This is a genomic window from Amycolatopsis tucumanensis, assembly GCF_021654135.1.
GTDB lineage: Bacteria > Actinomycetota > Actinomycetes > Mycobacteriales > Pseudonocardiaceae > Amycolatopsis_E > Amycolatopsis_E tucumanensis.
In genome coordinates, this window is the sequence record NZ_JAKGSD010000005.1 from 92037 (window position 1) to 107789 (window position 15753).

Genomic DNA, 15753 nt, shown 5'->3' on the forward strand with positions numbered 1-15753 from the left:
GGTGCTTCCCGGCAACGCGCCCGCCCGCGCCCCGCCGTGGCTACGATCGGCTGGTCCGCCGATCTTGCCCGGGAGCGCCATGTCCGCCGAGACGTTCGGCCCGTACTGCATCGAGGAACTGCTCGGCCGGGGCGGGATGGGCGAGGTGCACCGCGCCTACGACACGGCGCACGACCGCGTCGTCGCGCTGAAACGGCTCAGCGAACCGTTCGTCGCCGACGAGGCCTACCGCGCGCGGTTCCGCCGCGAGTCGCAGATCGTGGCGCGGCTGCGCGAGCCGCACGTCATCCCGATCCACGCGTTCGGCGAGATCGACGGCCGCCTCTACCTCGACATGCGGCTGGTGGAGGGCACCGACCTCAAGGAAATGCTGGCGGCGGGCCCGATGCCTCCCGCCCGCGCGCTGGCGCTGCTGGCCCAGGTGGCCGGCGCGCTCGACGCGGCGCACGCCGACGGGCTCGTGCACCGCGACGTCAAGCCGTCCAACATCCTGGTGACGCCGGCCGATTTCGTGTACCTGGTGGACTTCGGGATCGCCCGGAGCGCGGGGCCGGACGCCACCGCGATCACGCAGTCCGGCGCCGTGATCGGCACGCTCGACTACATGGCGCCGGAGCGGTTCGGGGACGCGCCCGTCGACGGCCGGGTCGACGTGTACGCCCTGGCGTGCGTGTTGTTCGAGTGCCTCACCGGGCGGCGGCCGTTCCCCGCGGCCGAGCCGCTCGCCCAGGTGCGCGCCCACCTGCAGGACCCGCCGCCGCGTGCGTCCACGCTCGCGAACCTGCCGCCCGCGCTGGACGACGTGCTGTTGCGCGGCATGGCGAAGGACCCGGCGGAGCGGTTCGCCACGGCCGGGCAGCTGATCGCCGCCGCCCGGCAGGCGCTCGCCGCGCCGGGCTGGGCCGCGCCCCCGACGCCGCCTGGCGGAGCGCCGCCCGCCGGGGCACCGCCTGCCGGAGCGCTGCTCGCCGGGGCACCGCCTGCCGGAGCGCTGCCCGGCGGAGCGCTGCCCGCCGGGACACCGCCCGGCGGTCGGCCGCCGCTGGGCACCCCGCCCGCCGGTACGACGCAGGCCGCGTGGAGCACGCCCGGCGCGCACCCGTCACCACGAGCGGGCGCATCCGTCCACACCGGACCCCCGCACCGCGCGGTGTGGATCACCGCGGTCGCGGCGGTCCTGGTGATCGCGGCCGTGGTCACCGTCGTGCTGCTCAACCGCGGCGGTGGCGGCCAGGCAGGCGCGGGCACCACCACGACCCAGCCCACAACCAGCCAACCCACCACCGAGCCCACCACATCGAGCAGCGAACCCACGACCGCGACCAGCACCGCCGCCGACCCGGAGACCGCCCTGCTCGCCGCGATCCCCACCGCCTACCGCGGCAACGCCAGCTGCCGCACCGGCGCCGAATACCGCCAGGAGGGCGCGCTCGCCACGGTGATGTGCACCGAGTCCAACACCTGGAACCCGCGCTGGGGCCCGCCCGCGGAGGCCTACTTCCACTCCTTCGCCGACCGCGCCGCGCAGGACGCCTTCTTCCAGCAGCTCGTCACCACGTTCCAGCTGCGCCGCGACGACGGGCACGGCGGCTGCGACCCGTTGAGCCGCTCCAACATCTACGGCCTCTACTACCGCGACACCGCCGGCCCGCTCGACGGTGAGTTCCTCACCTGCTTCACCACCCAGGGCGCCGGCCAGCTGTGGTGGGTCGACACGCGCACGCTGATCGTCGGCAACCTGTCCTCGCCGGACGCCGTCACCCCGGAGCAGCTAGAGCACCTCTACTACTGGTGGAACGAGCAGATCCTCGGCACGATGAGCTGATCACTCCTTGACCGCGCCCATGGTGAACCCGGCGACGAAGCGGTCCAGGAACCAGTTGAAGACGAACGCGATCGGCACCGCCACGAGCACCGTCGCGGCCTGCAGCGACTGCCAGAAGAACACGTCGCCCCGGATGAGCTGCGTCGGCACCCCGGTGCTGACCGGCATCTGGCCCGTCGGCGCGACGAACGCCAGCGCGTAGATGAACTCGCTCGCGGTCAGGGTGAACGCGAACACCACGACCGCGACGATCCCGGGGAACGCCAGCGGCACCACCGCGCGCAGGAACGCGCCCACCCGGCTGTACCCGTCGACCATCGCCTGTTCCTCGATGTCCTTCGGGATCGTCTTGAGGAACCCCATGAGCAACCAGGTCGACACCGGGATCGTGATGGTCGGGTAGACCAGCACCAGCGACCACGTCGAGTCCTGCAGCCCGACCGCCACCACCATCCGCGACAGCGCCAGGAACAACAGGCTCGGCGGCACCAGGTAGACGAGGAAGATCCCGATCGCCATCGGCCCGGACCACGGGCGGTCCAGCCGCGCCAGCGCGTACGCGGCTGGCAGCCCGAACGCGAGCGTGATCAGCACGACCAGCACCCCGACCAGCAGGGTGTTGACCACGAACGTGCCGAACGCGGTGTCGGTGAACAGGTAGGTGACGTGGTCGGGCGTCGGCGGCCGGTTGAACAGGAACGGGTTGTTGACCGGGTTGTACAGGTCCCGGTTCTGCTTGAACGCGGTGATCAGGCTCCACAGGAACGGCGCCGCGCAGATCAGGGCCGCCAGGATCGCCGCGACGTACAGCCCGATCCGCGCCGAGGTGTGCCGCCGCGCGTAGCGGCGCCGCTGCCGGGAAGCCTCCTCGATGGTGGTCATCGCACCTCGATCCGGCGCACCGCGCGCAGGATGAGCACGGCGGCGGCGAGCAGCAGCGGGAACAGGAACAACGCGATGACCGCGCCCTGGGCCACGTCGCCGCCGTCGATGCCGCGGTAGAACGCCCAGCTCGCGAGCACCTGCGTGGCGTCGTTCGGCCCGCCGCGGGTGAGCACCCGGACCACGGCCATGTCGGTGAACGTGAAGATCGCGCCGAACAACGCGGCGATCGCGGCCACCGGCAGCACCAGCGGCACGGTGATCTCGAACATCCGGCGCCAGTACCCGGCCCCGTCGACGCGGGCCGCCTCGTCGATGTCCTTCGGGATCGACATCAGCCCGGCCATCATGATCACCGCGGCCAGCGGCACCAGCCGCCACACGTGCACCGCGATCAGCGACCCCATCGCCAGGCCCGGCTGGCCGAGCCAGTACGCGTTCTCCGCCGGGCCGAGCGCGCCGAGCTGCCGCAGCACCCAGTCGATCGGCGAGTAGATCGAGTCCAGCAGCCACAGCCACGAGATCGACGACAGCGCGACCGGCGTGGTCCACGGCAGCAGGACGAGGAACCGCACCACCCACTTGCCGCGGAAGTCGGCGACCAGGATGTTGGCCAGCACCTTGCCCAGCAGCACGATCAGCACCATCGACACGGCCGTGAACAGGAACGTGTTGCGCAGCGACCGCCAGAACACCGGGTCGTCCAGCACGGCCTCGAAGTTGCGCAGCCCGACCCAGTCGAACGACGGGTCGCCCGCGCTCACGTCGGAGAACGCGAACGCGATGGCGAGCACGAACGGCACGCCGATCAGCGCGACGATGTAGAGGATGCTGGGCACCAGGAACGCCCACGCCAGCACGCCGTCCCGGTCGGCCATCCGGCGGCGCGCGGTGGTCACCCCGGGCCGGGTGGCGGTGTCCGCGGTGGTCGCCATGTCAGCCGTCCAGCCGCACCGGGGCCGCCCGCTGCCCCGTCGCGGAGTCGAAGAACCGCAGCCGCCGCGCGGGCACGGCGAAGGAGTGCGTCTCCCCGGGCGTGATGGGGGTGTCCACAGTGGCCGGCAGCCGGGCGACGACGCGGGTGCGCTCGCCGATGCGGGACACCGTGCCGTACACGTGCCGGTCGCCGGAGAGGTACTCCATCCGGTCCACCTCCAGCGGCACCGTGACCCGCTCGCCGCTGACCACCTCCGCGGGCAGCAGGTGCTCCGGGCGGAACCCGACGAGCCTGCCGTCGTGCGGGATGAGGTTCATCGGCGGCGAGCCGATGAACGTCGCGACGAACGTGTCGGCCGGGTCGTCGTAGACCTCCACCGGCGGGCCGGCCTGGCACACCCGGCCCGCGTTGAGCACCGCGATCCGGTCGCCGAGGCCCATCGCCTCGGCCTGGTCGTGGGTCACGTAGATCGTGGTGGTGCCCAGGTCCTGCTGGAAGCGCTTCAGCTCGTCCCGGGCGCTGGCCCGCAGCTTGGCGTCCAGGTTGGACAGCGGCTCGTCGAGCAGGAACACCTGCGGGTCGCGCACCATCGCGCGCGCCAGCGCGACCCGCTGCCGCTCGCCGCCGGACAGCTGCCGCGGCTTGCGGTCCAGCAGTTGCTCGATGCCCAGCAGGCCGGCCGCCCAGCGCGCCTTGCGTTCCCGCTCGTCGCGCTCCATGCCGGCCGCGCGCAGCGGGAAGACGATGTTGGCCAGCACCGTCTTGTGCGGGTAGAGCGCGTAGCTCTGGAACACCATCGCGATCTGCCGCGCCCGCGGCGGCAGCCCGGTCACCACGTGACCGCCGATCAGCACGTCCCCGCTGGTCGGCTGCTCCAGGCCGGCGATGGTGCGCAGCAGCGTCGTCTTGCCGCAGCCGGAGGGGCCGAGCAGCACCAGGTACTCGCCGGCCGCGGCGGCCAGGCTCACCCCGTCGATGGCGTGCACCCGCCCGCCGTCGAACTCCTTGACCAGTTCCCGGACCTCGACGACCGCCATGGCACTCAGCCGCCGACGAGCCCGGCCGCGCGCCACTTCGCGAAGATGGCGTTGACCTGGTTCTCGGCCTCGGCCACCGACTGCTGCGGCGTCATCTCGCCGCGTGCCGCCCTGGCGAACATGTTGGGCACGACGAACGTGCTGAACACCTCGCCGATCGCGGTGCTGGCGGGGCCGGGGTGCCCGATGTTGGCGCTCCACGGGATCGCGTCGGCCAGCAGCTTCAGCTTGTCCGGCGGTTTCGAGCCGAACGGGTCGGCGGCGAGCCAGCCGGGCAGCTCCGGCGTGAGGCCGGACCACGCGCAGAAGTCGTACAGCTTGGACGCGTAGGTGGCCGCCTTGAAGTTGGCGGTGTAGTGCAGCAGGAACTCCTTCGCCGCGTCGGCGCCGGTCGCGTGCTGCGGGACGATCCAGTTGTAGAGCACGTGCTGCGCGGCCAGCGCCGCCTGCGGCCCGCGCAGCGCCGGGACGAAGAAGGTGTCGTCGGCGACGTCCGGGTTGGAGGTCGCCGCGGTGCGCCACGCCGAGATCGAGTTGACGATGTAGGACAGCTTGCCCGCGACCAGGCCCTGGTTGTTGCTGGCCGCGTTCCAGGAGAACACCTCGGGCGTCATCGCCTGCTGGTAGAGCCGCGTCATGTACTCGATGGCCGCGATCGTCTCCGGCGAGTTGATCACCACGCGCTCGTTCTCGTCCTGCACCGAGGCGCCGTAGGACCACATCAGGGCCCGCAGCACCATGTTCGAGTCGATCTCCTGCGACATGCCCAGGCCGAGCGGGACGCCCTTGCTGCGCTTGATCTCCGCGGCCCCGGTGAGCAGCTCGTCCCAGGTGGACGGACCGTTCGGCATCCCGACCGGTTCCCACAGCGAGCGGCGGTAGTTGCCGGGGTCGGGCACCCAGCCGGGGGAGTAGGCGTAGAACTTCCCGGTCGCCGGGTTGCGGCTGGACTTCTCGCACAGCGGCAGCTGCTGGCCCCAGCGCCGGTTCGCCTCGGCGACCAGGTCCCTCATGTCCAGCACGCTCGGCTCGAACTGGGACAGCGTCGCGATGTACTGGATCAGGTCGTGCCCCTGGCGGGCCTGGATCTCGGCCGCGATGCGGGTCGGGATCTGGGCCTGGTCGATGTGGTCGACCGTGACGTTGACGCCGACGCGGGAGCCCCAGTCGCGCGCGAACCGGTCGAACCACTCGTCGTGGCTGGGCACGAAGTGGCTCCACAGCAGGATCCGCAGATCGCCGGAGAGCCTCGCCGTGGGTTCGGTGAAGACCTCCTGCGGCGCCTGCCCCGGCGCGGTGCCCACACCGCCGGCGTCCTCCTCCGAGGCGCAGGCGCCGAGCGCCGCCGACCCCAGCGTGAGGGCTGCCGCCGCGCGCAGCACGTCCCGCCTGGTGTGCCGTGAACCGAAGAAGTCGTTCATTTGTCGACTCCTCCCCGTGGGGGTGGCTCGGGAAGCGTAGCCAGATAGTGTAGCGGTAATGTGATCCGGAACACACTCCGTGACCGATCTGGGATGCGAGCCGCGTGGTCGTGATCATCGCCGTGGTGCTCGTCGTCGCGCTGGCGGCGGTGGCCGCGTTCCACTGGTGGGCCTGGCGCCGCCTGGTCCGCGACGCGCTGCCGCGTGGCTCGGGGTGGCGGCGGGTCGCGACCGGGACGCTCGTGGCCGGGCCGGTGCTCATGGTGGCCGCGCCGCTGAGCGAGTTCGCCGACGGGCCGTACTGGCTGGTCCAGGTGGTGTCGTGGCCCGGGTTCCTCTGGATGGCGGTGTGCGTCTACCTGCTGCTGGCCCTGCTGGCGGGCGAGGTGGTGCGCCCGCTGCTGCGCCGCCGGCTCGCCCGCCGCGACACCGGGCCGGTGCCGGAGGAGACGGCGGTGACGCGGCGGGTGTTCGTGTCACGCGTCGTGGGCGGCGCGACCGTCGCCGCGGTGGCGGGCACCGTTGGCTACGGCGTGCACAGCCTGTTCAGCGGGCCCCGCGTGCTGGACGTGACCGTGCCGCTGGCGAAACTGCCGCCGGGTGCGGACGGGTTCCGCATCGCGGTGGTCAGCGACATCCACGTCGGCCCGCTGCTGGGCCGTGGGTTCGCGCAGCACGTGGTGGACACGATCAACGTGACCGCGCCGGACCTGGTGGCGGTCGTGGGCGACCTGGTCGACGGCGACGTGGAGGACCTCGCGCCCGCGGTGGCGCCGCTGGCCGGGCTGCGCTCGCGGCACGGCACCTTCTTCGTGACCGGCAACCACGAGTACATTTCCGGCGCCGGGCAGTGGGTGGACCACGTGCGGAACCTCGGCATGCGGCTGCTGGCCAACGAGCGCGTCGAGCTGCCCGGTTTCGACCTGGCCGGCGTCAACGACGTGAGCGCCGACGAGGGCGAGGGCCCGGACTTCGCGAAGGCGCTCGGCGGCCGGGATCCCGCGCGGACCACGCTGTTGCTGGCGCACCAGCCGATCCTGATCGGCGAGGCGGTGGCGCACGGGGTGGACCTCCAGCTGTCCGGCCACACGCACGGCGGGCAGTTCTGGCCGGGGCACCTGGTGGTGTCCGGCATCCAGCACACCCTGGCCGGGCTGACCCGCCACGGCGGCACGCAGCTCTACGTCACCCGCGGCGCGGGGGCGTGGGGACCACCGGTGCGGGTCGGCGCCCCGCCCGACATCACGGTGGTCCGCCTGGCGTCGCGCTAGAACTTGACCAGGGCGCCTCCGGTGAACAGCTCGTACACGAAGTTGACGAAGAAGAACCCGAAGAACAGGAAGTTCAGCACCAGGATCACGTAGTGCCACGGCCGGGGCCGCGCCGCCTTCGGCAGCCGCGAGTTGAGGTACATCAACGCGAACGGGAAGATCAGCGCGCCCAGGTTCGACATGTTCGCCGAGGTCTGGACCAGGTCCGTGGGCAGCGCCAGGTGCATCGCGCCGGCGATCACCGCCAGCACGAGCAGCATGAACGGGAAGTAGAACCGGCGCGGGTCGCCCTCGATCAGGCGGCGGATGCGCGGGCTCGACGCGTGCGTGGCGTCGGTGAAGTTGCGCACCAGCGCTTCGAAGATGCCCAGCTGCGTGGAGAACAGGATCAGCACGCCGACGACGAGCATCAGGTAGAACATCCACGTCCCGTACTCGGCGCCGAGCTGCGTCGCGGTGAACGTCGGGACGTTCGCCGTCGTCGGCCGCTGCCCGCTGGTCGCCACGATGTGCGACATCAGCACCGTCGGCAGCAGCATGCCGATCATCGCGCCGACGAAGAACACCGCCCACTGGTCCACCAGCAGCAGCCGGTACCACCGCCGCCAGCGGCTCGTGTTCGCCGCGTCGTCGGGGAAGGTGACGCCGACGTGCCGGAGCTGGCTGCGTTCCCCGCGCAGGCCCGCGATGAACCCGACGCGGTAGCCCATGCCGTAACCCTTGTCGCGGTAGTGGTTCATCACGTACCAGTTCAGCCCGGACGCCAGCGCGGTGAACCCGGCCAGCCCGCCCAGCTGGGTCGCGGTGATGCCCTCCGGCGGCGCGGCGGGCGTGACGAGGCCGCGGATCCCGTCCCACCACACCGATCCCGGCACGATCGCCAGCGTCACGACCAGCAGGATGACGATGATCGCGCCGACCATCAGCCAGTTCGCGAGCTCCAGGCTGCGGGAGATCTTGCGCGCCAGCACCGTGATCAGGAAGACCACCAGCAGCAGCCCGATGCCGAGCAGGCGGACGTACTCCAGTTCGCCGGAGCGGTGCGGGCGGCCCGCGATGAGCGCGAACAGCCCCTGGCCCGCGCCGGCCGCCCAGCCGCCGAAGATGAACGCGAAGTACAGCACCAGCAAGGAGAACGGGATCCACAGCTTGGCCCCCGGCGGCACCCGCCCGAACCCGACGATCGGCACCTCGCCGGTGGCCACCACGTAGCGGGAGACCTCGACGTTGTAGAAGGTCTGCAGCAGCGCGGAAACCGTGATGACCCAGCCGACCCCGACGAACCCGAACGTGCCCACCGCCTGCGGCCCCAGCAGCCACTCGCCGCTGCCGACCGAAATGCCCAGCGCGATCAGGCTCGGCCCGATCACGAACTGGACGACCTGCGCCGGCCCCAGCCGGCGGACCCGGAACACCTCCTCCGGCTCCGGCAGGTCGTCCACCGCGAGCGGGGGCCTGCTGACGCCGATCTGGTGCTCACCGACCGCGGCCGGGGGTACCGGCCTTCCGGATGCGCCGACCATGACCACCTCCGAGCCCGATACGGACTTTCCGGGCAGTAAGCACCTCGGCGCGCGCCTGGTCAAGGGTCCGCGCGCAGATCGTGACCTTCGGCTCTAGGCGGCTCAGGCCGCGGTTGGCTATACCGCTGCGGAGGCCCTCGACGGGGAGGACGGTCATGTCCCGAAGGCTGATCGTGTGCTGCGACGGCACCTGGTGCGACCCCGAACTGGACGCGGTCACCAACGTGCGCCGCCTGCACAACGCGCTCGCCGCCGCCGACAGCAGCGGCCGCGAGCAGTTGTCGAGCTACCGGCGCGGGGTCGGCACGCGGGGCGGGCTGCTGAGCAGGCTCGCCGCGGGCGCGATCGGCGCCGGTCTGCCGAAGGACATCGTGTCCGCCTACCTGTGGCTGTGCACCACCTACCGCCCCGGCGACCAGATCGCGTTGTTCGGGTTCAGCCGCGGCGCCTTCACCGCCCGCAGCCTCGCCGGGCTGGTGAAGGAGTCGGGCCTGCTCGACCTGCGCGAGGTCGACTCGCGCACCAGCGGGCTGCTGGCCGCCCGCGCCTACCGGCACTACCGCACCCGCTCGCCCGGCGACACGTGGCGCGCCGGCCTGCGGTTCCACTTCGACCCGGAGCGGGCCGCGGACATCCCGATCGACTTCATCGGCGTGTGGGACACCGTGGGCGCGCTCGGCGTGCCCGGCTACTTCGCCGGGCTCAGCGAACTGACCCCGGGCTCGCGCTACCGGTTCCACGACGTCGAGCTGAACCCGCACATCCCGTACGCGCGGCACGCGCTGGCGCTGGACGAGTGGCGACGGCCCTTCACCCCGACGCGGTGGACGCCCAACGGCAGCACCGACATGGCGGAACGCTGGTTCCCCGGCAGCCACATGGACGTCGGCGGCGGGCACCGGGAGACCGGGCTGAGCGACATCTCGCTGCAGTGGATGACCGACGAGGCGGCCAAGTGCGCCGGCATCGCCTTCCACCCGCCCGCGCTGGCCCGCCTCGCGCCGGACCCCGCGGGCGTGCTGCACGACGACGACCGCGGCGTGTTCGGGGTCGCGCCGCCGCTGGTGGACCCGCTGCTGCAGCCGCTGCTGGAGGTCGGTCTGCACCACCGGCCGCGGGCGGTGCCCCCCGTCGTGCCCGGCGGCCCGGGCGGGGCGCTGGACCCGTCGGCGCTGGAACGGCAGCAGGCGCAGCCGATCACGGGCGGCCCGTACCGGCGGACGCGCATCCTGGGCAGCGGCCAGCAGGCGACGGTCGAGGTCGCGGCGGAGGAGCTGTGGACCGACACCGGGCTCTACCTGGAGCCCGGCCGGTACACCTTCGCCGCGGCGGGGCAGTGGTCGGACGGGGTGGACTGGTGCGGGCCGCGCGGGATCCCGCTGCTGCGGGGGCTGAGCCTGCGCCGGCTAGCGGGCACCGCGGTCGGCGAGGCGGTCGGGCTGTACCGGCTCGTGCGGGGCGCCCGCGGCGCGCACGCCCCGCTGGCGCCGCGCGAGGTGGACCTGCCGTGGCTGTTCCTCGTCGGCTACGTCGCCAACGACAGCGACCGCAGCGGCGCGGACCCCGAGCACGAACGGATCGCGATCGGCACGGGCACCGCCCACGAGGTCACCGAGCCCGGGTACTTCTACGCCTTCGCCAACGACGCGTGGGGCTTCTACGGCCGCAACTCCGGCGCGGTGCGCCTCACGGTGACGCGGCTGTAGCTTCTCGATCCGAGCGGCGAGCCGGTCGCGGCGGGCGGCGCTGGGGGCCGCGGCTGAACTGGTTCACCCCGGGGGCGGGCTGTCGAACCACCGCCCCGGGCCGGCTGACGGTGACGCGGCTCTACGCGAGGACGGCTTCGATGCGGAAGTGGTCGAGCGCGTACGGCATCGGCGGCTCCGGGGGTAGCCGCGGGGTGCGGATGGTCAGGGTCCGCATCAACGCCGCCCGGAGCGCTTCGCTGCCGGTGAGCACAGCCAGGTCTGCTCCGGCGCAGCGTTGGGGGCCGCGGCTGAAGTGGTTCACCCCCGCCGGCGTGCCCTCCAGCCACCGCTCCGGCACGAAGGCGTCCGCGTCGGGCACGTGCGCCGGGGCGCGGTGGAAGAACGTGTTCACCACCAGGATCCGCGTCCCGGCAGGCAGGACCGTCCCGTCGTCCCACACCACCTCGGCGCGCGTCTCCCTGGACAGCATCGGCGTGGTCGGCCACAGCCGCATCGTCTCCTGCAGGCACGCCGCCGCGTGGTCCGCCTCCGCCAGGGCTCGTTCGGCGTCCGCCGGGCGCTGGCCGAGCACCGCGAGCGCCCGCAGCGCGTTGGCTGCCAGGGTGTCGCCGAGCGCGAACAGCCAGTGCGTCACCTGCGCGCACGACTCGGTGTCCGGACCGGCTGGCGTGTCGGCGATCGCCGCGGCCAGACTGCCCGGCTCGGCCCGTTCCAGGTGGCCCTCGACGCTCGCGCGGAAGGCCGGCAGGCGCCGGGACGGCCGGCGCGGCAACCGGTTCGCCTCGGCCATCATCCGCTCCAGCGTCACCGACAGCGCGTCGTCGCCGGCGGCCTCGTCGCCCAGCACGATCCGGCGCGCGATCCGCTGGAACGCCCGGTTCCACGGCCGCCACCCGGTCCGCGCGGGCAGCCGGGCGATCTCCTCCGCCACGCACTCCGCCACCCGCGGCGCGAGGGCGGGCGCCGACGCGAGCACCGCGTCGGTGAACCGGCGCCGCTCCCGCCACGCCTCGCCCCGCGAAATCGTCACCGCGCCGGGCTGGAAGTGCGCCATGCCACGGCGTTTCGGGTCCGGATCGCCCGCGTAGACGTCGACCGGCCCCTCGAGCACCCGGTCGGCGTCGCGCGGGTCGAGCAGCAGCACGGTCCCGCCGACGCGCACCGGCCGCGTGCTCCGGCTGGCCATCGCCGACAGCTGCCGCACCGCCGCGCCGTCCACCCCGGCGGCCGCCGCCGCCCGGACCACGGCGGGCCTGCGCGCGAACAGCCCCTGCGCCAGGTTCGGCGCCAGCACCAGCGCGCCGACCGCCAGCGCGTCGGGCAGGGCCGCGCGGGGAACTGCGGCGCGGGCGGGGACGGTGGTCGTGGACATCATTTCCACCTCCGGCGACGACAATTCCGCGGAGATTCGATTCCGGCCTTTTTCAGGCTACCCGGGAAATGTGCGATCGCCCGGCCGCCGGTGTTGGTGAAATTCTCGCAGCGGCCCCGCGCACTTGGGCCATCCGGGTACTGGACAGGGCGCGTGATCCGGTGCCACGCTGGGCGTTTCGCGACGCACGCTGGCAGGCAAGGCGCCGATCTTCGCACGTCCATTCGCGCAACCGACGAATACGGGGGAACCCGCGATGGCCGATCAAGAAAACACCACCCGGACATATCGCACCAGCCTGCCCTGGCGGGCCTTCACCATGATCACCGGAATGGTCGACCGGGTGGTGGGCTGGGACCGGCTGCCGGTCCCGCTCGGCCTGCTCGACCTGATCGGCCTGCGCACCCGGCTGCGCCAGGAGAACCTGCACGACACGAGCCGCCTGCCGGCGATGGGCACGCCGCCGGTGCCGCCGCTCACGCCCGATCACCTGGTGAGCCGGTCCGTCGACGGCAGCCACAACGACCTGACCGAGCCCGCGATGGGCATGGCCGGCGCGCGGTTCGGCCGCAACATCCCGCTCGACGAGATCACCCCGGCCACCGAGGACGCCGTGCTGAAGCCGAGCCCGCGCGAGATCAGCCGGAAACTGCTGACCCGCACCACGTTCGTGCCTGCCACGTCGGTGAACTCGCTGGTGGCCGCGTGGCTGCAGTTCATGATCCGTGACTGGTTCAGCCACGGCACCAGCCCGAAGGAGAACCCGTGGGTGGTGCCGCTGGCCGACGACGACACCTGGCCGGACAAGCCCATGCGCATCATGCGCACGCCCGACGACCCGACCCGCCCGCCGGGCGCGTCGATGCCCCAGACCCGCGTCAACGTGCTCACCCACTGGTGGGACGGCTCGCAGATCTACGGCGTCACCGGCGAGGAGCAGGGCTGGCTGCGCAGCGGCGAGCAGGGCAAGCTGCGGGTGCTCGACAACGGCCTGCTGCCGATCCCCGACGACCCGTCCCGCGACCCCGCGCTGGTCCCCGGCTTCTGGCTCGGCACCGAGATGCTGCGCACGCTGTTCACGTTGGAGCACAACGCGATCTGCGACCGGCTGCACGCCGAGTACCCGTCGTGGCCGGACGAGGAGCTGTTCCAGCGCGCCCGCCTGGTCACCTCGGCGCTGCTGGCGAAGATCCACACCGTGGAGTGGACGCCCGCGGTGATCAGCCACCCGACCACGAAGGCCGCGCTGCGGGCCAACTGGTTCGGCCTGGCGGGGGAGCGAGTGCACCGGCTGTTCGGCCGCATCAGCGGCAGCGAGGTGGTCAGCGGGATCCCGGGCGGCGCGACCGACCACTACGGGGTGCCGTTCGCGCTGACCGAGGAGTTCGTCGCGGTGTACCGGATGCACCCGCTGGTGCGCGACACCTGGAGCCTGCGCTCGGCCGGGGACGACGCCACGATCCTGGACTGCGAGTTCCCCGACATCTCCGGCGCCAACGCGCTCAAGGTCCTGGGCAGCATCGGCATGACCGACCTGCTGTACTCCTTCGGCACCCTGCCGCCGGGCCTGGTCACGCTGCACAACTTCCCCAAGCACCTGCAGCAGTTCCAGCGCCCGGACGGGCACCTGCAGGACCTCGCGGCCACCGACATCCTGCGCTCGCGGGAGCTCGGCGTGCCGCGGTACAACGAGTTCCGCCGCCTCCTGCACCTGCCGCCGGCGCGGGACTTCCGCGACCTGACCGCCGACCCGGAGTGGGCCGAGGAGATCCGCCGCGCCTACGACGGCGACATCGAGCAGGTCGACCTGACGGTCGGCATGTTCGCCGAGCGCCGCCCGGAGGGCTTCGCGTTCAGCGACACGGCGTTCCGCATCTTCGTCCTGATGGCGTCGCGGCGGCTCAACAGCGACCGGTTCTTCACCGAGTACTACACGCCGCAGGTCTACTCCGACGCCGGGCTGGCGTGGATCCGGGACAACTCGATGGCCACCGTCCTCACCCGGCACTACCCGGGCCTGCGGCCGGTGCTCGCGACGGTGGACAACGCGTTCGCCGCGTGGGAGGTGCGGACATGACCGTCGTGGACGAGGCCGCGCTGCTGCGCGCGACCCACGACGAGCTGGACCGGCTGTTCCGGGCCAGCCCGCCCGGCGAAGTGCCGCACGGCCCGATGGACGGCACCGCGGTGCTCGCGCCGGGCACGCCGGTGAACCGGCTGGTCGCCTCCCTCGCCCGGTCGGTCGCCTGGCGCGGCAAGGTCTTCGACCCCGCGGGCCGGACCCTGGCGAACCGCGTCGGCCCGGTCGGCGTGACCGCGATCAAGGCGGCCGTCGCGCCCGGGCACAGCTGGGTGGACGGCCGGGAGTGCGTCGTCATCGACTACTCCAAGACCTCGCTGGTGGCCCGCGGCGTGCGGGACGAGATCCGGCTGGTGGCCAAGGACCTCTACCTCGGCGTGGTGTGGCTGTGGCGGCGCCGGGTCGGGTGGTTCCTGCTGCGCAGGCCCGGCACCGGCGCCGCGGCCCGCCCGTCGCCGCACCAGGTCCCGCTCACCATCCGGGCGCCGCTGCGGCAGGGCCACGAGGGTGACGTGCCCGGGCTGCTCGACGAGCTGCGCAAGGGCGTCGACTCCGACGGCGGCCCGTTCCGCGACATGGCCGGGGTGCACTTCGCGCGGGTGTTCGTGCTGCCGCCCGACGGCGACGGCCGCGAGTCGCTGGTCTACATGGCCGAGCTGGACACGCCCGTGCTGGCCCACCTGCACGACCTCGCCGCCGCCCGCGGCGACGCGCTGTCCGCGTTGCTCGGGCTGTGCGAGGAGTACCCGGAAACCCGCACCGCGGGCGGCCGGGTGCGGTGGCTGCGCGACCACGAGATCCCGCCCGCCGCCACCTACGTGCACCGCACCGGGCGGAGCCTGGCCCGGATCCGCGACGAGGCGAGGCTGCGGGAACGCATCGAGCAGTTCCTCGACGAGAAACCGGAGTGGACGGGCACCGGCGAGGTGGCGGTGCACCGCGCGATCCGGGACTTCGTCGCGCAGCAACCGGACCTGTCGTGGGCGCTGCGGCCCGCGGCACCCACCGCGGTGGGGCACCGCCTGCGCGAGGCCGCGCACCTGGTCGCGGTTCCCGCGGTCGCGCCGCTGCTGCTGCCGGTCGTCCCGGCGCTGGCCGTGCTGATCCGCCTCAAGGAGCTGCGCGACGAACCCGAACGCGCGACCGTGTCCCGGGCGCGGCTCGCGGAGCTGACGCAGCAGGAGGACACCCGGGTGCAGAACCCGTTCACCGCCACCGGTTACGTCAAACCGGGGCCGGTGCGGCACTTCACCCTGCGCACCGTCCTGTTCGGACTGGACTGGTTCAACCGGCACGTCTACGCCACCGACAACCTGGCCGGGGTGCGGACCATCCACTTCGCCCGGTGGGTCTACCTCGACGGCGGCCGCAGGCTCGTCTTCGCCAGCAACTACGACGGCAGCCTGGAAAGCTACATGGACGACTTCATCGACAAGTTGTCCCCCGGGCTCAACGCGGTGTTCAGCAACGGCGTCGGCTACCCGCGCACGCGGTGGCTGCTGTGGGGCGGCGCGCGGGACGAGCAGGCCTTCAAGTCCTACCTGCGCGCCCACCAGCTGCCCGCCGTCTGGTACTCCGCCTACGGCGACCTGTCGGCACGCAACATCGACGACAACTCCGCACTCCGGGACGGCCTCACCCGCGACCTCGACGCGGAGGCGGCCCGGTCCTGGCTGGCCCTGCTGTGAGGTGGCGA

At 72.7% G+C, this 15753-nt stretch carries 11 protein-coding genes; 5 read left to right on the top strand and 6 right to left on the bottom strand.

The window, feature by feature from the left end; genetic code table 11:
- The first annotated feature begins 79 nt into the window (after positions 1–79).
- Positions 80–1825, top strand: a complete 1746-nt coding sequence (locus L2C96_RS44400; protein ID WP_272882179.1) for a serine/threonine-protein kinase — start codon at positions 80–82, stop codon at positions 1823–1825.
- Here L2C96_RS44400 and L2C96_RS07965 read toward each other — a convergent pair whose 3' ends face one another.
- From L2C96_RS07965 to L2C96_RS07980, 4 genes are read right to left on the bottom strand one after another with little or no spacing between them, the layout of a single operon-like run.
- Positions 1826–2707: a carbohydrate ABC transporter permease gene (locus L2C96_RS07965; protein ID WP_020418585.1), complete on the bottom strand. Its 882-nt coding sequence runs from the start codon at positions 2705–2707 to the stop codon at positions 1826–1828.
- Positions 2704–3642 (bottom strand): carbohydrate ABC transporter permease, encoded by a 939-nt coding sequence (locus L2C96_RS07970; RefSeq protein ID WP_237335706.1) that lies wholly within the window; start codon positions 3640–3642, stop codon positions 2704–2706. Before L2C96_RS07970 ends, L2C96_RS07965 begins: the two co-directional genes overlap by 4 nt.
- Before the next feature lies 1 nt (position 3643).
- Positions 3644–4681, bottom strand: a complete 1038-nt coding sequence (locus L2C96_RS07975; RefSeq protein ID WP_020418583.1) for an ABC transporter ATP-binding protein — start codon at positions 4679–4681, stop codon at positions 3644–3646.
- Between the two features lie 5 nt (positions 4682–4686).
- The gene (locus tag L2C96_RS07980) at positions 4687–6102 is read right to left on the bottom strand and encodes an ABC transporter substrate-binding protein (RefSeq protein ID WP_237335707.1); all 1416 of its coding nucleotides are present in this window, start codon (positions 6100–6102) and stop codon (positions 4687–4689) included.
- 104 nt (positions 6103–6206) lie between these two features.
- On the opposite strand from L2C96_RS07980, the gene L2C96_RS07985 reads away from it, so the two are divergent.
- Positions 6207–7373 carry a metallophosphoesterase gene (locus tag L2C96_RS07985; protein ID WP_237335708.1) on the top strand — a complete coding sequence of 389 codons (1167 nt, stop codon included), beginning with the start codon at positions 6207–6209 and terminating at the stop codon, positions 7371–7373.
- Here L2C96_RS07985 and L2C96_RS07990 read toward each other — a convergent pair.
- Entirely contained in the window at positions 7370–8896 is a 1527-nt protein-coding gene (locus tag L2C96_RS07990; protein ID WP_020418580.1) for an Nramp family divalent metal transporter, read from the bottom strand. The two genes, L2C96_RS07985 and L2C96_RS07990, sit on opposite strands and share 4 nt — an antisense overlap.
- 155 nt (positions 8897–9051) lie before the next feature.
- On the opposite strand from L2C96_RS07990, the gene L2C96_RS07995 reads away from it, so the two are divergent.
- Positions 9052–10602, top strand: coding sequence for a T6SS phospholipase effector Tle1-like catalytic domain-containing protein (locus L2C96_RS07995; RefSeq protein ID WP_237335709.1), 1551 nt, complete (start codon positions 9052–9054; stop codon positions 10600–10602).
- 121 nt (positions 10603–10723) lie between these two features.
- Here L2C96_RS07995 and L2C96_RS08000 read toward each other — a convergent pair whose 3' ends face one another.
- On the bottom strand, positions 10724–11980 hold the full coding sequence (locus L2C96_RS08000; RefSeq protein WP_237335710.1) for a cytochrome P450: 1257 nt from the start codon (positions 11978–11980) through the stop codon (positions 10724–10726).
- A gap of 253 nt (positions 11981–12233) precedes the next feature.
- Here L2C96_RS08000 and L2C96_RS08005 point away from each other — a divergent pair, with 253 nt between their 5' ends.
- Together L2C96_RS08005 and L2C96_RS08010 are read left to right on the top strand one after the other, a co-directional pair.
- The gene (locus L2C96_RS08005; protein WP_237335711.1) at positions 12234–14054 is read left to right on the top strand and encodes a peroxidase family protein; all 1821 of its coding nucleotides are present in this window, start codon (positions 12234–12236) and stop codon (positions 14052–14054) included.
- Positions 14051–15745 (top strand): hypothetical protein, encoded by a 1695-nt coding sequence (locus L2C96_RS08010; protein WP_237335712.1) that lies wholly within the window; start codon positions 14051–14053, stop codon positions 15743–15745. Before L2C96_RS08005 ends, L2C96_RS08010 begins: the two co-directional genes overlap by 4 nt.
- The last annotated feature ends 8 nt before the right edge of the window (positions 15746–15753 follow it).

What these genes read in the sequence shown, in the direction of transcription:
- L2C96_RS08000 (WP_237335710.1), bottom strand. Translation starts at nt 11,980, where the DNA reads ATGATGTCCACGACCACCGTCCCCGCCCGCGCCGCAGTTCCCCGCGCG.
- L2C96_RS08010 (WP_237335712.1), top strand. Translation starts at nt 14,051, where the DNA reads ATGACCGTCGTGGACGAGGCCGCGCTGCTGCGCGCGACCCACGACGAG.
- L2C96_RS07980 (WP_237335707.1), bottom strand. Translation starts at nt 6,102, where the DNA reads ATGAACGACTTCTTCGGTTCACGGCACACCAGGCGGGACGTGCTGCGC.
- L2C96_RS07970 (WP_237335706.1), bottom strand. Translation starts at nt 3,642, where the DNA reads ATGGCGACCACCGCGGACACCGCCACCCGGCCCGGGGTGACCACCGCG.
- L2C96_RS07965 (WP_020418585.1), bottom strand. Translation starts at nt 2,707, where the DNA reads ATGACCACCATCGAGGAGGCTTCCCGGCAGCGGCGCCGCTACGCGCGG.
- L2C96_RS07975 (WP_020418583.1), bottom strand. Translation starts at nt 4,681, where the DNA reads ATGGCGGTCGTCGAGGTCCGGGAACTGGTCAAGGAGTTCGACGGCGGG.
- L2C96_RS08005 (WP_237335711.1), top strand. Translation starts at nt 12,234, where the DNA reads ATGGCCGATCAAGAAAACACCACCCGGACATATCGCACCAGCCTGCCC.
- L2C96_RS44400 (WP_272882179.1), top strand. Translation starts at nt 80, where the DNA reads ATGTCCGCCGAGACGTTCGGCCCGTACTGCATCGAGGAACTGCTCGGC.
- L2C96_RS07990 (WP_020418580.1), bottom strand. Translation starts at nt 8,896, where the DNA reads ATGGTCGGCGCATCCGGAAGGCCGGTACCCCCGGCCGCGGTCGGTGAG.
- L2C96_RS07995 (WP_237335709.1), top strand. Translation starts at nt 9,052, where the DNA reads ATGTCCCGAAGGCTGATCGTGTGCTGCGACGGCACCTGGTGCGACCCC.